General features: G+C 65.2%; 16 protein-coding genes. 6 read left to right on the top strand and 10 right to left on the bottom strand.

Annotation, left to right across the window (positions count from 1 at the left end; translation table 11 throughout):
• Window positions 1-7: 7 nt before the first annotated feature.
• The 9 genes from ccoG to ccoN (PotMrB4_RS17270) form a co-directional block, all read right to left on the bottom strand.
• Complete coding sequence (gene ccoG / locus PotMrB4_RS17310) at window positions 8-1423, bottom strand: cytochrome c oxidase accessory protein CcoG (protein WP_044400433.1); 1416 nt, start codon at window positions 1421-1423, stop codon at window positions 8-10.
• A 139-nt stretch (window positions 1424-1562) separates the two neighbouring features.
• Complete coding sequence (ccoP, locus tag PotMrB4_RS17305) at window positions 1563-2537, bottom strand: cytochrome-c oxidase, cbb3-type subunit III (protein ID WP_074967745.1); 975 nt, start codon at window positions 2535-2537, stop codon at window positions 1563-1565.
• Window positions 2534-2722, bottom strand: a complete 189-nt coding sequence (locus tag PotMrB4_RS17300; RefSeq protein ID WP_044400436.1) for a CcoQ/FixQ family Cbb3-type cytochrome c oxidase assembly chaperone — start codon at window positions 2720-2722, stop codon at window positions 2534-2536. The genes ccoP (PotMrB4_RS17305) and PotMrB4_RS17300 overlap by 4 nt, the downstream gene beginning before the upstream one ends.
• Before the next feature lie 5 nt (window positions 2723-2727).
• Window positions 2728-3339 (bottom strand): cytochrome-c oxidase, cbb3-type subunit II, encoded by a 612-nt coding sequence (gene ccoO / locus PotMrB4_RS17295; RefSeq protein WP_044400438.1) that lies wholly within the window; start codon window positions 3337-3339, stop codon window positions 2728-2730.
• On the bottom strand, window positions 3339-4778 hold the full coding sequence (ccoN, locus tag PotMrB4_RS17290; RefSeq protein WP_172434050.1) for a cytochrome-c oxidase, cbb3-type subunit I: 1440 nt from the start codon (window positions 4776-4778) through the stop codon (window positions 3339-3341). Before ccoN (PotMrB4_RS17290) ends, ccoO (PotMrB4_RS17295) begins: the two co-directional genes overlap by 1 nt.
• A 436-nt stretch (window positions 4779-5214) precedes the next feature.
• Complete coding sequence (gene ccoP, locus PotMrB4_RS17285; protein WP_044400442.1) at window positions 5215-6153, bottom strand: cytochrome-c oxidase, cbb3-type subunit III; 939 nt, start codon at window positions 6151-6153, stop codon at window positions 5215-5217.
• Window positions 6150-6332, bottom strand: coding sequence for a CcoQ/FixQ family Cbb3-type cytochrome c oxidase assembly chaperone (locus PotMrB4_RS17280; RefSeq protein ID WP_044400444.1), 183 nt, complete (start codon window positions 6330-6332; stop codon window positions 6150-6152). Before PotMrB4_RS17280 ends, ccoP (PotMrB4_RS17285) begins: the two co-directional genes overlap by 4 nt.
• A gap of 3 nt (window positions 6333-6335) precedes the next feature.
• Window positions 6336-6947 (bottom strand): cytochrome-c oxidase, cbb3-type subunit II, encoded by a 612-nt coding sequence (gene ccoO, locus PotMrB4_RS17275; RefSeq protein WP_044400446.1) that lies wholly within the window; start codon window positions 6945-6947, stop codon window positions 6336-6338.
• Window positions 6948-6958: 11 nt separating this feature from the next.
• Entirely contained in the window at window positions 6959-8383 is a 1425-nt protein-coding gene (gene ccoN, locus PotMrB4_RS17270) for a cytochrome-c oxidase, cbb3-type subunit I (RefSeq protein ID WP_107331314.1), read from the bottom strand.
• A gap of 112 nt (window positions 8384-8495) precedes the next feature.
• Between ccoN (PotMrB4_RS17270) and PotMrB4_RS17265 the strand changes: the two genes are divergently transcribed.
• A complete protein-coding gene (locus tag PotMrB4_RS17265) occupies window positions 8496-9113 on the top strand; it encodes an alpha/beta family hydrolase (RefSeq protein ID WP_172434049.1) in 618 nt (205 codons plus the stop codon).
• Between the two features lie 15 nt (window positions 9114-9128).
• On the opposite strand, the gene PotMrB4_RS17260 is transcribed toward PotMrB4_RS17265, so the two are convergent.
• Window positions 9129-9599: an Lrp/AsnC family transcriptional regulator gene (locus tag PotMrB4_RS17260; protein ID WP_074967749.1), complete on the bottom strand. Its 471-nt coding sequence runs from the start codon at window positions 9597-9599 to the stop codon at window positions 9129-9131.
• A 130-nt stretch (window positions 9600-9729) separates the two neighbouring features.
• Between PotMrB4_RS17260 and kynB the strand changes: the two genes are divergently transcribed.
• From kynB to PotMrB4_RS17235, 5 genes are all read left to right on the top strand, one after another.
• The gene (kynB, locus tag PotMrB4_RS17255) at window positions 9730-10371 is read left to right on the top strand and encodes an arylformamidase (protein WP_172435108.1); all 642 of its coding nucleotides are present in this window, start codon (window positions 9730-9732) and stop codon (window positions 10369-10371) included.
• Between the two features lie 9 nt (window positions 10372-10380).
• The gene (kynU, locus tag PotMrB4_RS17250; RefSeq protein WP_172434048.1) at window positions 10381-11631 is read left to right on the top strand and encodes a kynureninase; all 1251 of its coding nucleotides are present in this window, start codon (window positions 10381-10383) and stop codon (window positions 11629-11631) included.
• 69 nt (window positions 11632-11700) lie between these two features.
• Window positions 11701-13011, top strand: coding sequence for an OprD family porin (locus tag PotMrB4_RS17245; protein WP_172434047.1), 1311 nt, complete (start codon window positions 11701-11703; stop codon window positions 13009-13011).
• A 32-nt stretch (window positions 13012-13043) separates the two neighbouring features.
• Window positions 13044-14462, top strand: a complete 1419-nt coding sequence (locus tag PotMrB4_RS17240; RefSeq protein WP_172434046.1) for an amino acid permease — start codon at window positions 13044-13046, stop codon at window positions 14460-14462.
• Window positions 14463-14685: 223 nt separating this feature from the next.
• A complete protein-coding gene (locus tag PotMrB4_RS17235; protein ID WP_172434045.1) occupies window positions 14686-15129 on the top strand; it encodes a hypothetical protein in 444 nt (147 codons plus the stop codon).
• The last annotated feature ends 145 nt before the right edge of the window (window positions 15130-15274 follow it).

The raw sequence follows: 15274 nt of genomic DNA, 5'->3' as shown, positions 1-15274 counted from the left end.
TCCCGTTCTAGCGGACGCTGGGGCCGATGAAGCGGCTGTCGGCGTCGTTCTCGATGCTGGCGTCATCCACCGCACGGACGCGGAAGACGATGGTGTTGGTGCTGGACGGCAGCTTGTCCGGGTCGATGGACAGTTCCACCGGTACGGACAGGACTTCGCCTGCCTCGGCACGCACTTCGCGCTTGCCCTCGTAGACCAGGCCATCCAGGCCGTCGGCTTCGAGTACGAAGTCGATGTCCTTCTGGGCCTTGTTCATGATCTTCAGGGTGTAGACGTTCTCGATGCGGCCTTGCTCGTTTTCGCGATAGAGCACCCGGTCCTTGATGACGTCCAGTTCCACCAGGGAACGGGCGCTGACGGCATAGCCGAACAGGCTGATCATCGCGACGAGGGCGGCAGCGTAACCGATCAGGCGGGGGCGCAGTAGGTGCGTCTGCTGGCCGTTCAGGTTGTGTTCAGTGGTGTAGCTGATCAGCCCCTTGGGATAGTTCATCTTCTCCATGATGCTGTCGCAGGCGTCGATGCAGGCGGCGCAGCCAATGCACTCGATCTGCAGGCCGTCACGGATGTCGATGCCGGTGGGGCAGACCTGCACGCACATGGTGCAGTCGATGCAGTCGCCCAGGCCCTGGGCCTTGTAGTCGACGTTCTTCTTGCGCGGACCGCGGGATTCGCCGCGACGCGGGTCGTAGGAAACGATCAGGGTGTCCTTGTCGAACATCACGCTCTGGAAGCGGGCGTAGGGGCACATGTAGATGCACACCTGCTCGCGCAACCACCCGGCGTTGCCGTAGGTGGCCAGGGTGAAGAAGCCGACCCAGAAGTAGGCCCAGCCGTCCGCGTTGCCGGTGAACAGGTCGGTCATCAGGTCGCGGATGGGGGTGAAGTAGCCGACGAAGGTCAGGCCGGTGACGAAGCCGATCAGCAGCCAGAGGCTGTGCTTGGCCGACTTGCGCAGGAATTTGTTGGCGCTGGCGGGGGCCTTGTCGAGCTTCATGCGCTGGTTGCGGTCACCCTCGGTGACTTTCTCGCACCACATGAAGATCCAGGTCCACACGCTCTGCGGGCAGGTGTAGCCGCACCAGACACGGCCGGCGAACACGGTGATGAAGAACAGGCCGAAGGCGCAGATGATCAGCAGCCAGGACAGGAGGACGAAGTCCTGGGGCCAGAAGGTGGCGCCGAAGATGTAGAACTTGCGTTCCGGCAGGTTCCACCAGACGGCCTGTCGGTCGTTCCAGGTCAGCCAGACGGTGCCGAAGTAGAGCAGGAAGAGGAAGGCGCCCCCTGCCATTCGCAGGTTGCGGAAGAGGCCGGTGAAGGCTCGGGTGTAGATCTTTTCGCGGCTGGCGTAGAGGTCGGTGCTTTGACCGCCTTTTGCCGGGGGAGGGGTAATGTTCTGGACGGGGATCTGTTCGCTCATCTATCTCGTACCACGGCTGTTTGGCTTGCCCCGATCAGTGCTTGCCGAACGGGATCTTAGTGCCACATCACATATGGTACGCCTGATAGCTGCCCGCCATGTGCGACAGTGCGTCGCGCATGACGGGCATAGGTACTGCTTATTTGCCTTCGGCTTCGGTCGCACCCTTGTGGGAGAGACTGTACACGTAGGCGGCCAGCAGGTGGACCTTGTCGTTACCCAGGTGTTCTTCCTGCGCCGGCATCATGCCCTGGCGACCATAGCGGATGGTCTGCTGCAGTTGGGCAAAGCTGCTGCCGTAGATGAACGCGTTGGGGTGGGTCAGGTTCGGAGCGCCCATGGCCGGGGTGCCCTTGCCTTCCGGACCGTGGCAGGCCACGCAGTTGGCAGCAAAGATGGCTTTGCCGTTTTCCGGGTTGGCGTTGGCATCCTTCGGCAGGTCGCGACCATCCAGGGTCTGGCGCACGAAGGCAGCGACGTCACGAACGCCTTGCTCGCCGATCACTTCGCCCCAAGCCGGCATCACGCCGTGACGGCCGCCGAGGATGGTGGTCTTGATGGTCTCGGGCTCACCACCCCAGCGCCAGTCGGCGTCGGTCAGGTTCGGGAAGCCGTAGGAGCCCTTGGCGTCGGAGCCGTGGCACACCGAGCAGTTGGAAGCAAAGAGACGACCACCCATTTTCAGGGCTTTCTCGTCCTTGGCCACTTCCTCGATGGGCATGGCGGCGTATTTCTTGAACAGCGGGCCGTATTGCTGATCGGCCTTGTCCATTTCCTTTTCCCACTGGTGGACACCGGTCCAGCCGCTTTCGCCGTTGGCGAAGGGCTTGCCTTCGGCCACTTCGTTGTAGCCGGGGAAGATGCCTTTCCAGTTGCCCATGCCCGGGTACAGGACCAGGTAGCCGACGGCGAACACGAGGGTGCCGACGAACAGCATGAACCACCACTTGGGCAGCGGGTTGTCATATTCCTCGATGCCGTCGAAGGCATGGCCGAGGGTTTCTTCGGTGGTTTCCTGGCGCTGGCCCTTGCGGGTGGCAAAGATCAGCACCGCCAGTGCCACCAGGGTGGCGCTGGTCAGGAGGGTTACGTACCAACTCCAGAACGTGGTCATTCGCTCTTACTCCTAGAAGCTTCGTCGTCGCGCTTGGTGTCCGCCGGCTTGTCATCAGCGAAGGGCAGGTTGGCAGCTTCGTCGAAGCTGCTCTTGCGCTTGCCGTTGTAGGCCCAGAGGACGACGCCGATAAAGGCGACGAACACCAGGATGGTTCCCAGCCCGCGGAGAGTCTGGATATCCATCGTGCTTACCGTTTGTTCTTGATCGAGGTGCCCAGACCCTGAAGGAACGCCACCAGTGCGTCCATCTCGGTCTTGCCCTTGACCGCGTCACGTGCGCCGGCGATGTCATCGTCGGTGTAGGGGACGCCGAGGGTACGAAGCGCTTGCATCTTGGCAGCGGTGTCTTTGCCGTCGAGCTTGTTCTCAACCAGCCAGGGGTAGGCAGGCATCTTCGACTCGGGCACCACGTTGCGCGGGTTGTACAGGTGCGCACGGTGCCAGTCGTCGGAGTAGCGGCCGCCTACGCGGGCCAGGTCCGGGCCGGTCCGCTTGGAGCCCCACAGGAAGGGGTGGTCCCATACGCTTTCACCGGCAACGGAGTAGTGGCCGTAGCGCTCGGTCTCGGCGCGGAAGGGGCGAACCATCTGCGAGTGGCAGCCAACGCAGCCTTCGCGGATGTAGATGTCGCGGCCTTCCAGCTCCAGCGCGGTACGCGGCTTCATGCCTTCGACCGGGGTGTTGGTCACGTCCTGGAAGAACAGCGGGACGATCTGCACGAGACCGCCGATGCTAACGGCGATCACCATGAACAGTGCCAGCAGACCGACGTTCTTCTCGACTAATTCGTGTTGCTTCATTAGTGAGCTCCTTGCGGAATCTGGGCAGCCGCATCGTACTCGGCCGGCTTGGCGGCGCGTACGGTACGGAAGGTGTTGTAGGCCATCAGCAGCATGCCGGTCAGGAAGAAGGCGCCGCCGATCATGCGCACCAGGTAGCCCGGGTGGCTGGCCTCAAGGGCTTCGACGAAGGAGTAGGTGAGGGTGCCGTCTTCGTTGACTGCGCGCCACATCAGACCCTGGGTGATGCCGTTGACCCACATGGAGGCGATGTACAGAACGGTACCGATGGTAGCCAGCCAGAAGTGGGCGTTGATCAGGCCGACGCTGTGCATCTGCTCGCGACCGAACACCTTCGGGATCAGGTGGTAGAGCGAGCCGATGGAGATCATGGCAACCCAGCCGAGGGCGCCGGCGTGTACGTGGCCGATGGTCCAGTCGGTGTAGTGGGAGAGGGCGTTGACGGTCTTGATGGCCATCATCGGGCCTTCGAAGGTCGACATGCCGTAGAACGCCAGGGACACCACCAGGAAGCGCAGGATGGGGTCGGAGCGCAGCTTATGCCAGGCACCGGACAGGCTCATCATGCCGTTGATCATGCCGCCCCAGCTCGGAGCCAGCAGGATCAGGGACATGGCCATGCCCAGGGACTGGGCCCAGTCCGGCAGCGCGGTGTAGTGCAGGTGGTGCGGACCGGCCCAGATGTACAGGGTGATCAGCGCCCAGAAGTGCACGATGGACAGGCGGTAGGAGTAGATCGGACGCTCGGCCTGCTTCGGAACGAAGTAGTACATCATCCCCAGGAAGCCGGTGGTCAGGAAGAAGCCCACCGCGTTGTGGCCGTACCACCACTGGATCATGGCGTCGGTCGCACCGGCATACAGCGAGTAGGACTTGGTCAGGGTGACCGGGATTTCCATGCTGTTGACGATGTGCAGCATCGCGGTAACCAGGATGAAGGCCCCGAAGAACCAGTTACCGACATAGATGTGCTTGGTCTTGCGCTTGATCACGGTGCCGAAGAACACGAGTGCATAGGTGATCCAGACCACCGCCAGCAGGATGTCGATCGGCCATTCCAGCTCGGCGTACTCCTTGGAGGAGGTGTAGCCCAGCGGCAGGGTGATGACCGCCAGCACGATCACCGCTTGCCAACCCCAGAAGGTGAACGCGGCGAGAGTGTCGGAGATCAGGCGAGTCTGGCAGGTGCGCTGTACCACGTAGTAGGACGTGGCGAACAGGGCGCAACCACCGAAGGCGAAGATCACCGCGTTGGTATGCAAGGGACGCAGACGGCCGAAGCTGGTCCACGGAAGGTTCAGGTTGAGTTCCGGCCACACGAGTTGTGCGGCAATGAACACGCCTAGACCCATCCCAATGACCCCCCAGATCACCGTCATAATGGCGAACTGGCGGACCACCTTATAGTTATAAGCAGTCTGACTGATTGCTGTGCTCATGCTAGGGGTTCCACGGTTAATGGAGTTTTTCGGGACAAAAAAGCGGCGGCAAGTATGGAGAAAGAGGGTATGCAATGCAACGACACATGCCGTCACAAACCCGCTTTCCAAGCCCTCTGGAAAGGGTTTCCAACCTGTTTGCCAGGTGTCCCGACCGTGGTTTCCCAGTGATCGGTTCCAGTGCTTTCGAGAGGGGAAAGTCGCCTCGTGGTTATGCCGGGCGGCGACTACGGACCATATTAGTGCAAGGTCCAACTCGTGAAAGGCTACTGGTCGGAACGGGTGCGACATCGCGTCGCACTATATATAAGGAGGGGTGGACACCTCCCTGTGTCCGGTTTGCCCTTCTTGCGTCGGGCTGCCTTTGCGCGGCTTCCGTCAGGCGCCTTTCGGGCCGGGCGGGGTGGCGACGCCTCCTTGCGTCGCCGGTCTCGGGTTACTCCGCTGCGACTTTGTCGCCGCCCTTGCGGGACAGGCTGTACACGTAGGCGGCCAGGATGTGGACCTTGTCCTGACCCAGGTACTGGTCCTGGGCGGGCATCTGGCCGTTACGACCGTAACGGATGGTCTGTTGCAGTTGGGCCAGGCTGGAGCCGTAGATCCAGGCGGCGGGCTTGGTCAGGTCCGGAGCGCCCATGGCCGGGGTGCCATGGCCTTCGGGGCCGTGGCAGGCCACGCAGGTGCTGGCGAACAGGGCCTTGCCGGCGGCCACGTCGGCCTTGGCGTCTTCCGGCAGCTTCAGGCCGGCCAGGTCCTGGCGGACATAGGCGGCCACGTTCTTGACGCCATCCTCACCGAGTACCTCGCCCCAGGCCGGCATGGCAGCCATGCGACCGTGGAGGATGGTGGTCTTGATGGTCTCGGCGTCGCCGCCCCAGCGCCAGCTGTCGTCGGCCAGGTTCGGGAAGCCGACGGCGCCCTTGGCGTCCGAGCCGTGGCAGATGGAGCAGTAGGTGGCGAACAGGCGGCCGCCCATCTTCAGGGCCTGCGGATCCTGGGCAACGGCTTCGACCGGCATGGCCGAATACTTGGCGAAGATCGGGCCGTACATCGCGTTGGCCTTGTCCACTTCGCGCTGCCATTGCTTGTCCTGGGTCCAGCCGTCGTCATAGCCCGGCAGCACGCCCTTCCAGTTGCCCAGGCCCGGGTAGAGCGCCAGGTAGCCGAAGGTGAAGATGATGGTGCCGACGAACAGCATGAACCACCACTTGGGCAGCGGGTTGTCGTACTCCTCGATGCCGTCGAAGCTGTGGCCCATGGTCTTGTCGACCGTGCCCTTGGCTTCGCCCTTGCGGGTGGCGAAAACCAGCCAGAGCAGCGCCACCAGGGTGAACAGGGTGAGCAGGGAGATGTACCAGCTCCAGAAAGTGCTCATTCGAATGTGCTCCTAGAATCATTCCGGTCTTGCGGGCTTGGCAGGTCGTCGCCGAAGGGCAGCAGGGCGGCCTGGTCGAAATCGGCCTTGCGGCGCCCGCTGTAGGCCCAGCAGATAACCCCGATCATCGCGACCAGCACCATCAGGGTGCCCAGGCCGCGAAGCGTTCCGATGTCCATGCCTTACCTCTTGTTCTTCAGGCTGGTGCCGAGCACCTGCAGGTAGGCCACCAAGGCGTCCATCTCGGTCTTGCCCTTCACGGCATCGGAGGCACCGGCGATGTCTTCTGCGGTGTAGGGAACGCCCAGCGTGCGCATGGCCGAGAGCTTGGCGGCGGTGTCCTTGCCGTCCAGGGTGTGCTCGACCAGCCAGGGGTAGGCGGGCATCTTCGACTCGGGCACCACGTTGCGCGGGTTGTAGAGGTGCGCACGGTGCCAGTCGTCGGAGTAGCGGCCGCCTACGCGGGCCAGGTCCGGGCCGGTCCGCTTGGAGCCCCACAGGAAGGGGTGGTCCCACACGCTTTCACCGGCAACGGAGTAGTGGCCGTAGCGCTCGGTCTCGGCGCGGAAGGGACGGACCATCTGCGAGTGGCAGCCGACGCAGCCTTCGCGGATGTAGATGTCGCGGCCTTCCAGCTGCAGGGCGGTGTAGGGCTTCATGCCTTCGACCGGGGTGTTGGTCACGTCCTGGAAGAACAGCGGGACGATCTGAACCAGGCCGCCGATGCTGACGGCCAGGATCATGAACAACGCCATCAGGCCGACGTTCTTCTCGATGACTTCATGCTTTTTCATCTATCGGCTCCTCAGGCGATCTGGGCGATGGCGTCGTACTCGGCCGGCTTGGCGGCCTTGACGGTGCGGTAGGTGTTGTAGGCCATCAGCAGCATGCCGGAGAGGAAGATCGCGCCGCCGATCATGCGCACCACGAAGCCGGGGTGGCTGGCTTCCAGCGCTTCGACGAAGGAGTAGGTGAGGGTGCCGTCTTCGTTGACTGCACGCCACATCAGGCCCTGGGCGATGCCGTTGACCCACATCGAGGCGATGTAGAGCACGGTGCCGATGGTGGCCAGCCAGAAGTGTGCGTTGATCAGGCCGACGCTGTGCATCTGCTCGCGACCGAACACCTTCGGGATCAGGTGGTACAGGGAGCCGATGGACACCATGGCAACCCAGCCGAGGGCACCGGCGTGTACGTGGCCGATGGTCCAGTCGGTGTAGTGGGAGAGGGCGTTGACGGTCTTGATGGCCATCATCGGGCCTTCGAAGGTGCTCATGCCGTAGAAGGCCAGGGACACCACCAGGAAGCGCAGGATCGGATCATCGCGCAGCTTATGCCAGGCGCCCGACAGGGTCATCATGCCGTTGATCATGCCGCCCCAGCTCGGAGCCAGCAGGATCAGGGACATCACCATGCCCAGGGACTGCGCCCAGTCCGGCAGCGCGGTGTAGTGCAGGTGGTGCGGACCGGCCCAGATGTAGACGGCAATCAGCGCCCAGAAGTGCACGATGGACAGGCGATAGGAATAGACCGGACGGCCCGCCTGCTTCGGCACGAAGTAGTACATCATCCCCAGGAAGCCCGCCGTCAGGAAGAAGCCCACCGCGTTGTGGCCGTACCACCACTGGATCATGGCGTCGGTCGCACCGGCATACAGCGAGTAGGACTTGGTCAGGGTGACCGGGATTTCCAGGTTGTTGACGATGTGCAGAATGGCCACGGTCAGGATGAACCCGCCGAAGAACCAGTTGCCCACGTAGATGTGCTTGGTGCGGCGCTTCATCACGGTGCCGAAGAACACCAGGGCGTAGGCCACCCAGACAACGGTGATGAGCAGGTCGATCGGCCACTCCAGCTCGGCGTATTCCTTCGAGCTGGTCCATCCCAGCGGCAGGCTGATCGCGGCGAGCACGATCACCAGTTGCCAACCCCAGAAGGTGAAGGCCGCGAGGCCATCGGACACCAGGCGGGTCTGGCAGGTACGCTGGACGGCGTAGTAAGAGGTCGCGAACAGCGCGCAGCCACCGAAGGCGAAGATCACCGCGTTGGTGTGCAGCGGGCGCAAGCGGCCAAAGCTGGTCCAGGGAAGGTTGAAATTGAGCTCCGGCCAGGCCAGCTGAGCGGCAATGAGAACGCCGAGCCCCATCCCGACGATTCCCCAGACCACCGTCATGATGGCGAACTGGCGGACCACCTTGTAGTTGTAGGCGGTACTGACTTCTGTGTTCATGTGCTTGGGCTTCCGTACACGGTTTTTTAGGAATTGCCGCGAAAGCATGGTTAAACACCCGTTTTGCCCCATTGATCTGGATCAACAGCCAACAGCTAGCGGAGAAGTCCGAATGTTCGTGTGGGAGAGGCCGTCAGGCCCGACTGATAGCACCCTGATACTGGCCCACGGCGCAGGCGCGCCGATGGACAGTCCGTTCATGGATGAAATGGCGCGGAGGCTTGCGCAGAGCGGCATTGCGACCGTGCGCTTCGAGTTTCCCTACATGGCTGCGAGGCGCGAAGACGGGCGTCGCCGTCCCCCCAATCCGCAGGCCGTATTGCTCGATTGCTGGCGGGATGTGCATGCCCAGGTGCGACAGCAGGTCACGGGGCAATTGGCCATCGGTGGCAAGTCCATGGGCGGGAGGATGGCCAGTCTGCTGGCTGATGAGTTGAAGGCCGACGCCCTGGTCTGTCTCGGTTATCCCTTCTACGCCGCCGGCAAGCCCGAGAAGCCCCGGGTGGCCCACCTGGCGGATCTGCGCACCCGCACCCTTATCGTCCAGGGCGAGCGGGATGCCCTCGGCGACCGCGAAACCGTCGCCGGCTACTGCCTCTCCGACGCCATCCAGCTGCACTGGCTGGAAGCCGCGGACCATGACCTGAAGCCCCTCAAGGCGTCCGGCCACACCCATGCTGAGCACCTTCAAGCTGCCGCCGAGCAGATCGCCCGCTTCCTCAAAGGGTGAGCGGAGGAGGCCGGGTCAGCGGCGCAGCAGGTCCAATGCGCCACCGCCTTCCTTCACCGTCTGCAGGATTATTTCCGAACGGATGTCGGTCACCCCGTGGGCCCGGTTCAGGCGCGTGACGATGAAGTCGGAGAACTGCTTCAGGTTGCGCGCCTGCACCCGCAGCACGTAGTTACTCGCCCCGGTCACGATGTAGGCGCTGACCACCTCCGGCCAGCCCTGCAGCTGCTCCACGAAGCGCTCGTGCCAGTCCGCCTCGTCCTGGCGCATGGACACATGCACCAGCGCCTCCAGCTCCACCCCCAGGCGCTCCGCGTCCAGCACCGGTCGATACCCCCGCACGATGCCGCTGTCCTCCAGGTTGCGCAGGCGCCGCAGGCAGGCCGACGGTGACAGCGAGACCCGTTCCGCCAGCTCCTGGTTGCTGATCCGGCCGTCGTGCTGCAGGCAATGGAGGATGCGGATATCGGTGCTGTCCAGGGTCATGAGAATAAAATTTCAGGAAAATGAAGATTGATAGAATTTACTGCGGCCGGATGACGCAAGCGTCGCAAAGATAGCACGATAATTCGAAGGCCTTTGCAGCATGATTTTTTCGCCCAACGAGGAGAAGACCATGCGCAATGAGCCGTTGCTGTGGGACATCAGCCCACCCCTGAACAGCCAGACCCCCACCTGGCCTGGCGACACCCCCTTCCAGCAGCACGCCACCTGGCAGATCGACGCGCACTGCCCGGTCAACGTCGGGCGCATCACCCTCTCGCCCCACACCGGCGCCCACGCCGATGCCCCGCTGCACTACGACCCGGCCGGTGCCGCCATCGGCGCCGTCTCGCTCGCGCCCTACCTCGGACCCTGCCGCGTGATCCATTGCCTGGAGGCCGATGGCCTCGTCGAGCCCCATCACCTGCAGCCTCACCTCGCCGGCGTCCCGCCCCGGGTGCTGATCCGCACCTGCCAGGTCGCCCCGCAGGACCGCTGGCCCGACACCTTCACCGCCATCGCCGCCGACGCCATCGCACTGCTCGCCGCCCATGGCGTCTGCCTGGTGGGGACCGACACCCCGTCCCTCGACCCCCAGCACAGCAAGACCCTCGACGCCCACCACGCCGTCGCCGCCCACGGCATGGCGATCCTCGAAGGCCTGGTGCTCGACGAGGTGCCCCAGGGCGATTACGAACTCATCGCCCTGCCGCTCAAGTTCACCCATCTCGATGCCAGCCCGGTCCGTGCCGTGCTGCGTCGCCTGTCGACCTAGGAGCCGACCATGACAACAAGACAAGCCTGCCTTGACCTCGACGCCCGCGATGCCCTCGCGCCCCTGCGCGACGCCTTCGCCCTGCCCGAAGGGGTCATCTACCTCGACGGCAACTCCCTCGGCGCGCGCCCCAAGGCCGCCCTCGAACGGGCCCGGCAAGTGGTAGAGGACGAATGGGGCACCGGCCTGATCGGCAGCTGGAACGAAGCCGGCTGGCGCGGCCTGCCCGAGCGCCTGGGCAACCAGCTCGCCAGCCTCATCGGCGCCGGCCAGGACGAAGTGGTGATCACCGACACCACCTCCATCAACCTCTTCAAGGTGCTGGTCGCCGCCCTGCGCGTGCAGGCCCAGCGCGACCCCGCTCGCAAGGTCATCGTCACCGAGAGCAGCAACTTCCCCACCGACATCTACATGGTCGAAGGCCTCGCCGACCTGCTCCAGCAGGGCTACAGCCTGCGCCTGGTGGACACCCCCGAGGAGCTGCCCGCCGTCATCGGCACCGACACCGCCGTCGCCCTCATCACCCAGGTCAACTACAAGACCGGCTACCTGCACGACATGCAGGCCCTCACCGCCCTGGCCCACGAATGCGGCGCGCTAACCATCTGGGACCTCTGCCACTCCGCCGGCGCCGTGCCCATCGACCTCACCGCCGCCAAGGCCGACTACGCCATCGGCTGCACCTACAAGTACCTCAACGGCGGCCCCGGCTCCCCGGCCTTCGTCTGGGTCGCCCCCGCCCTGCGCGAGCTGGTCTGGCAACCGCTGTCCGGCTGGTGGGGCCACGCCCGCCAGTTCGGCATGGAGCCCGCCTACGAGCCGGCACCCGGCATCGGCCGCTACCTCTGCGGCACCCAGCCGATCACTTCCCTGGCCATGATCGAGTGCGGCCTCGACGTCTACGCCCGCACCAGCATGGAGGCCCTGCGGGAGAAGTCCCTGGCCCTCACCGACCTCTTCATCGAGCGCGTGCAGGCCCGCTGCGGCCAGCACCCGCTCACCCTGGTCACCCCCCTGGAGCACGCCCGCCGTGGCAGCCACGTCAGCTACGAGCACCCCGAGGGCTACGCCATCATCCAGGCGCTGATCGACCGGGGCGTGGTCGGCGACTACCGCGAGCCGCGCATCATGCGCTTCGGCTTCACCCCCCTCTACACCCGCTTTGTCGACGTCTGGGACGCCGCCGAAACCCTCGGCGAGATCCTCGACAGCGAGGCCTGGCGCCAGGAGCGCTTCATGGCCCGCAAGCAGGTGACCTGACCCCAAGCACCCGGCGCCCACCCGGGCGCCTCCACCTCTCACCCATAACCACAACAAGAGGTCGATGAGATGAACACCCCGCGATTGGCCCGCGCAGCCTTGCTCCTGAGCGGCATCACCGCCACCCCGCTGATGGCCGCCGACAGCCCCGAAGGCTTCCTCGAAGGCAGCCGCCTGCAGCTCAACCAGCGCAACTTCTACTTCCACCGCAACCTGCTCAACAACCCGGGCGGGCAGAACTACCGCGAGGAGTGGGCCCACGGCTTCACCCTCGACTACCAGTCCGGCTACACCCAGGGCACCGTCGGCTTCGGCCTGGACGCCTACGCCAACCTCGGCCTCAAGCTCGACAGCAACCGCACCCGCACCGGCACCGACCTGCTGCCAGTCGACTCCCGGGGCCGCCCCGAAGACAGCCAGGCCGAGATCGGCGGCGCCCTCAAGCTGCGTGTCTCCCGCACCGAGCTGAAGTACGGCAGCCAGGCCCCCATGAACCCCGTGTTCGGCACCGGCAACGCGCGGCTGTTCGCCCCCATGCCCATCGGCCTCTCCCTCGGCAGCCGCGAGGTGGAGAACCTCCTGCTGGAGGCCGGGCATTTCACCGCCGGCAACGACGGCAACTCCACCAACCGCGACGGCGCCCTCAAGGCCCTGTTCGCCCAAGTGGAAACCCGCCGCGCCGACTACCTCGGCGGCCAGTGGGCCCCCAGCGACGCGACCCACTTGTCCGCCTACGCCTCGCGCTATGAGGACATCTGGCGGCAGTACTACCTCGGCGCCGGCCAGCGCCTCGACCTGGCCGACCAGCAGTCCCTCACGCTCGACGCCAGCCTCTACCGCACCCTCGACCAGGGCCGCAGCCTGGCCGGCCGCATCGACACCACCGCCTGGTCCGCCTCCGCCCGCTACCGCGTCGGCGCCCACGCCCTGACCCTGGCGCACCAGCGGGTGAACGGCGACCAGCCCTTCGACTACCTCGGCTTCGACCGCCAGCCCGGCACCTCCATCTACCTCGCCAACTCCGTGCAGGTCCTCGACTTCAACGCCCCCAACGAGCGCTCCTGGCAAGTGCGCTACGACCTCGACTTCGCCCTCTTCGGCGTGCCCGGGCTCAGCTTCATGAGCCGCTACATCCGGGGCGACCACATCGACGACAGCCACCGCAGCAGCCCCAGCGCCTACCAGCGCTACGGCGAGGCCGGCAAGCGCTGGGAGCGGGACATCGAACTCGGCTACGTCGTCCAGGGCGGCAGCGCCAAGGACCTCTCCATCCGCCTGCGCCAGGCCAGCATCCGCTCCACCGCCCAGGTCGGCCGGGCCGACACCGCCGACAACAACGAACTGCGGGTGATCATCGACTACCCGCTGCAACTGCTCTGACGCCCCGCATAACGACAACACCGAGGCACACGATGAACGACAAGACAGGATTCGCCGCCATCACCGCGCGCGAGCAGGGGCTCAAGCGCCAGCTCACCTCCGGCCAGATGGCCATGATCGCCATTGGCGGTGCCATCGGCACCGGCCTGTTCATGGGCAGCAGCTTCGCCATCGGCTTCGCCGGCCCCGGCGTGCTGGTCAGCTACGCCATCGGCGCCCTGATCGCCCTGCTGCTCATGGGCTGCCTGGCCGAAATGACCGTCGCCCACCCCACCTCCGGCTCCTTCGGCGCCTACGCCGAGTTCTACATCAGCCCCCTGGCCGGCTTCCTGGTGCGCTACGCCTACTGGGCCGCCATCGTCCTGGCGGTCGGCACCGAAGTGACCGCCATCGCCGTGTACATGAAGTACTGGTTCCCCGCCGTTGCCGGCTGGGTCTGGATCCTGCTGTTCTCCGCCGCCCTGGTGGTCACCAACGCCATCAGCGTCAAGGCGTTCGGCCACTTCGAATACGGCTTCTCGGCGATCAAGATCGGCGCCATCGTCGCCTTCATCCTGCTCGGCGGCTGGCTGGTGTTCGGCGGCGGCGACCCCGCCTACGGCTTCCACCACTACGTCGCCCACGGCGGCTTCATGCCCCACGGCGTCTCCGGCGTGTGGATCGCCGTGATCATCTCCATCTTCAGCTACCTCAGCATCGAGATGATCGCCGTCGCCGCCGGCGAAGCCGAGCAGCCGGAGGTGGCCGTCAAGCGCGCCTTCCGCGTCACCATGGCGCGCCTGCTGGTGTTCTACATCCTCACCCTCGCGCTGATCCTCGCCCTGGTGCCGTGGAACCAGTCGGGGCAGGGCGCCCAGAGCCCCTTCGTGATGGTGATGGAGCAGGTGGGCATCCCCGGCGCCACCGGGCTGATCAACTTCGTCATCCTCGTCGCCGCCCTGTCGGCCATGAACAGCCAGCTCTACACCACCACCCGGATGATGTTCAGCCTCGCCCGTGCCGGCCACGCCCCGCGCCTGATGGGGCGCCTCGGCAGCAACGGCGTCCCGCTCAACGCCCTGGCCCTGTCCTGCACCGGTATCGCCCTGGCCACCCTGGTCAACCTGGTGTTCCCCGAGGAGTCCTTCATGCTGATGATGGCCATCTCCATCTTCGGCGCGCTGTTCGCCTGGATGATGATCTTCCTCACCCACTACCGCTTCCGCCGCTACCACGCGCGCAACGGCGGCCTGCAGCTGTCCTTCCGCATGTGGGGCTTCCCCTGGGCGACCCTGCTGGGCTTCGGGCTGATGGTGGCCATCCTCATCACCACCGCCTTCGTCCCGGCCTTCCACATGACCCTGGTGTTCGGCATCCCCTTCCTGCTCGTGCTCTGGGGCGCCTTCCGCCTGCTCACGCGGCGTGCCAGCCTGCTGGTGGAGGCCGAACAGGCGCCGGTGGGGGAGAGCTGACACCGCCGCAATCCACCTGGAAAAAGGCACGCTTCGGCGTGTCTTTTTCGTTGCGGTGTCGAAGCACGCGCGCCTCCATCTGCGAACCCATCGACAGGAACTCGTCCCGGGGATTGACCTGGCCCGCGCCCCGTCGATGATGGCGCCCTGGTCACGCCCATTCGCAGGCAGGGAAGCCGCCTCGCCAGGCGTCGAGGATGGCCCATACAAGGAGGTCGGCAACATGCAGGGCATGGCATTGATCGGGATGCTGCTGGTGGGCACGCTGCCCGCGCTGCTCCCCGGGCGGCGAGCGTTTCTGGTGGCCCTGGCCGGGGTGGCCGTGCTCTACGGGGCGCAAGTCGCCTGGTTCTTCTGGGCCGTGGAGCGGGATGCGACCGAGGGGCCCGCCTTCATGGCCGGTATCGCCATCCTGGGCGTCGAGCAGGTGCTCGTTGTTGCCTCGATCATCGGGCGGCTCATCGCCCACTTCCTGGCCCGCCGACTGGGCCGGTACGCGCAGGCCGGCCTGATCTGCGGGCTTGCCCTGCTGGCGGCCAGCCTCTGCGCCTTCTCGTTGAGCGGTTACGCCGCGCCCATGCTCTTGGGCGCTGCAGCGCCGTTCGTCTGGTTCTGCCTGGCCTTGCTGCTGGCGCCTCGCCCAGATCGGGGCCCGTCCTCCGCGTAACCCGCACGCTGATACCTGGGCCGGATGTTTTCGACGTCGATGAGATCGTGGGGGCGCCTGACTTTCATCTCGTCAGGCTTGGCTACGCTGAGGGATGCCGCTCCAGCCTTGGAGCGAGCACGGCGTGTTTTTACGGGTTTGAAAG

The sequence above is a fragment of the Metapseudomonas otitidis genome, from assembly GCF_011397855.1.
GTDB classification, from domain to species: domain Bacteria; phylum Pseudomonadota; class Gammaproteobacteria; order Pseudomonadales; family Pseudomonadaceae; genus Metapseudomonas; species Metapseudomonas otitidis.
Note: the sequence above shows the minus strand (reverse complement) of the source record. Positions and strands in the feature narration are given on the sequence as shown.

Bases quoted from the DNA above. Each gene is read 5' to 3' on its own strand.
- ccoG (WP_044400433.1), bottom strand. From the start codon at position 1,423: ATGAGCGAACAGATCCCCGTCCAGAACATTACCCCTCCCCCGGCAAAA.
- ccoP (WP_074967745.1), bottom strand. From the start codon at position 2,537: ATGACCACGTTCTGGAGTTGGTACGTAACCCTCCTGACCAGCGCCACC.
- PotMrB4_RS17300 (WP_044400436.1), bottom strand. From the start codon at position 2,722: ATGGATATCCAGACTCTCCGCGGGCTGGGAACCATCCTGGTGTTCGTC.
- ccoO (WP_044400438.1), bottom strand. From the start codon at position 3,339: ATGAAGCAACACGAATTAGTCGAGAAGAACGTCGGTCTGCTGGCACTG.
- ccoN (WP_172434050.1), bottom strand. From the start codon at position 4,778: ATGAGCACAGCAATCAGTCAGACTGCTTATAACTATAAGGTGGTCCGC.
- ccoP (WP_044400442.1), bottom strand. From the start codon at position 6,153: ATGAGCACTTTCTGGAGCTGGTACATCTCCCTGCTCACCCTGTTCACC.
- PotMrB4_RS17280 (WP_044400444.1), bottom strand. From the start codon at position 6,332: ATGGACATCGGAACGCTTCGCGGCCTGGGCACCCTGATGGTGCTGGTC.
- ccoO (WP_044400446.1), bottom strand. From the start codon at position 6,947: ATGAAAAAGCATGAAGTCATCGAGAAGAACGTCGGCCTGATGGCGTTG.
- ccoN (WP_107331314.1), bottom strand. From the start codon at position 8,383: ATGAACACAGAAGTCAGTACCGCCTACAACTACAAGGTGGTCCGCCAG.
- PotMrB4_RS17265 (WP_172434049.1), top strand. From the start codon at position 8,496: ATGTTCGTGTGGGAGAGGCCGTCAGGCCCGACTGATAGCACCCTGATA.
- PotMrB4_RS17260 (WP_074967749.1), bottom strand. From the start codon at position 9,599: ATGACCCTGGACAGCACCGATATCCGCATCCTCCATTGCCTGCAGCAC.
- kynB (WP_172435108.1), top strand. From the start codon at position 9,730: ATGCGCAATGAGCCGTTGCTGTGGGACATCAGCCCACCCCTGAACAGC.
- kynU (WP_172434048.1), top strand. From the start codon at position 10,381: ATGACAACAAGACAAGCCTGCCTTGACCTCGACGCCCGCGATGCCCTC.
- PotMrB4_RS17245 (WP_172434047.1), top strand. From the start codon at position 11,701: ATGAACACCCCGCGATTGGCCCGCGCAGCCTTGCTCCTGAGCGGCATC.
- PotMrB4_RS17240 (WP_172434046.1), top strand. From the start codon at position 13,044: ATGAACGACAAGACAGGATTCGCCGCCATCACCGCGCGCGAGCAGGGG.
- PotMrB4_RS17235 (WP_172434045.1), top strand. From the start codon at position 14,686: ATGCAGGGCATGGCATTGATCGGGATGCTGCTGGTGGGCACGCTGCCC.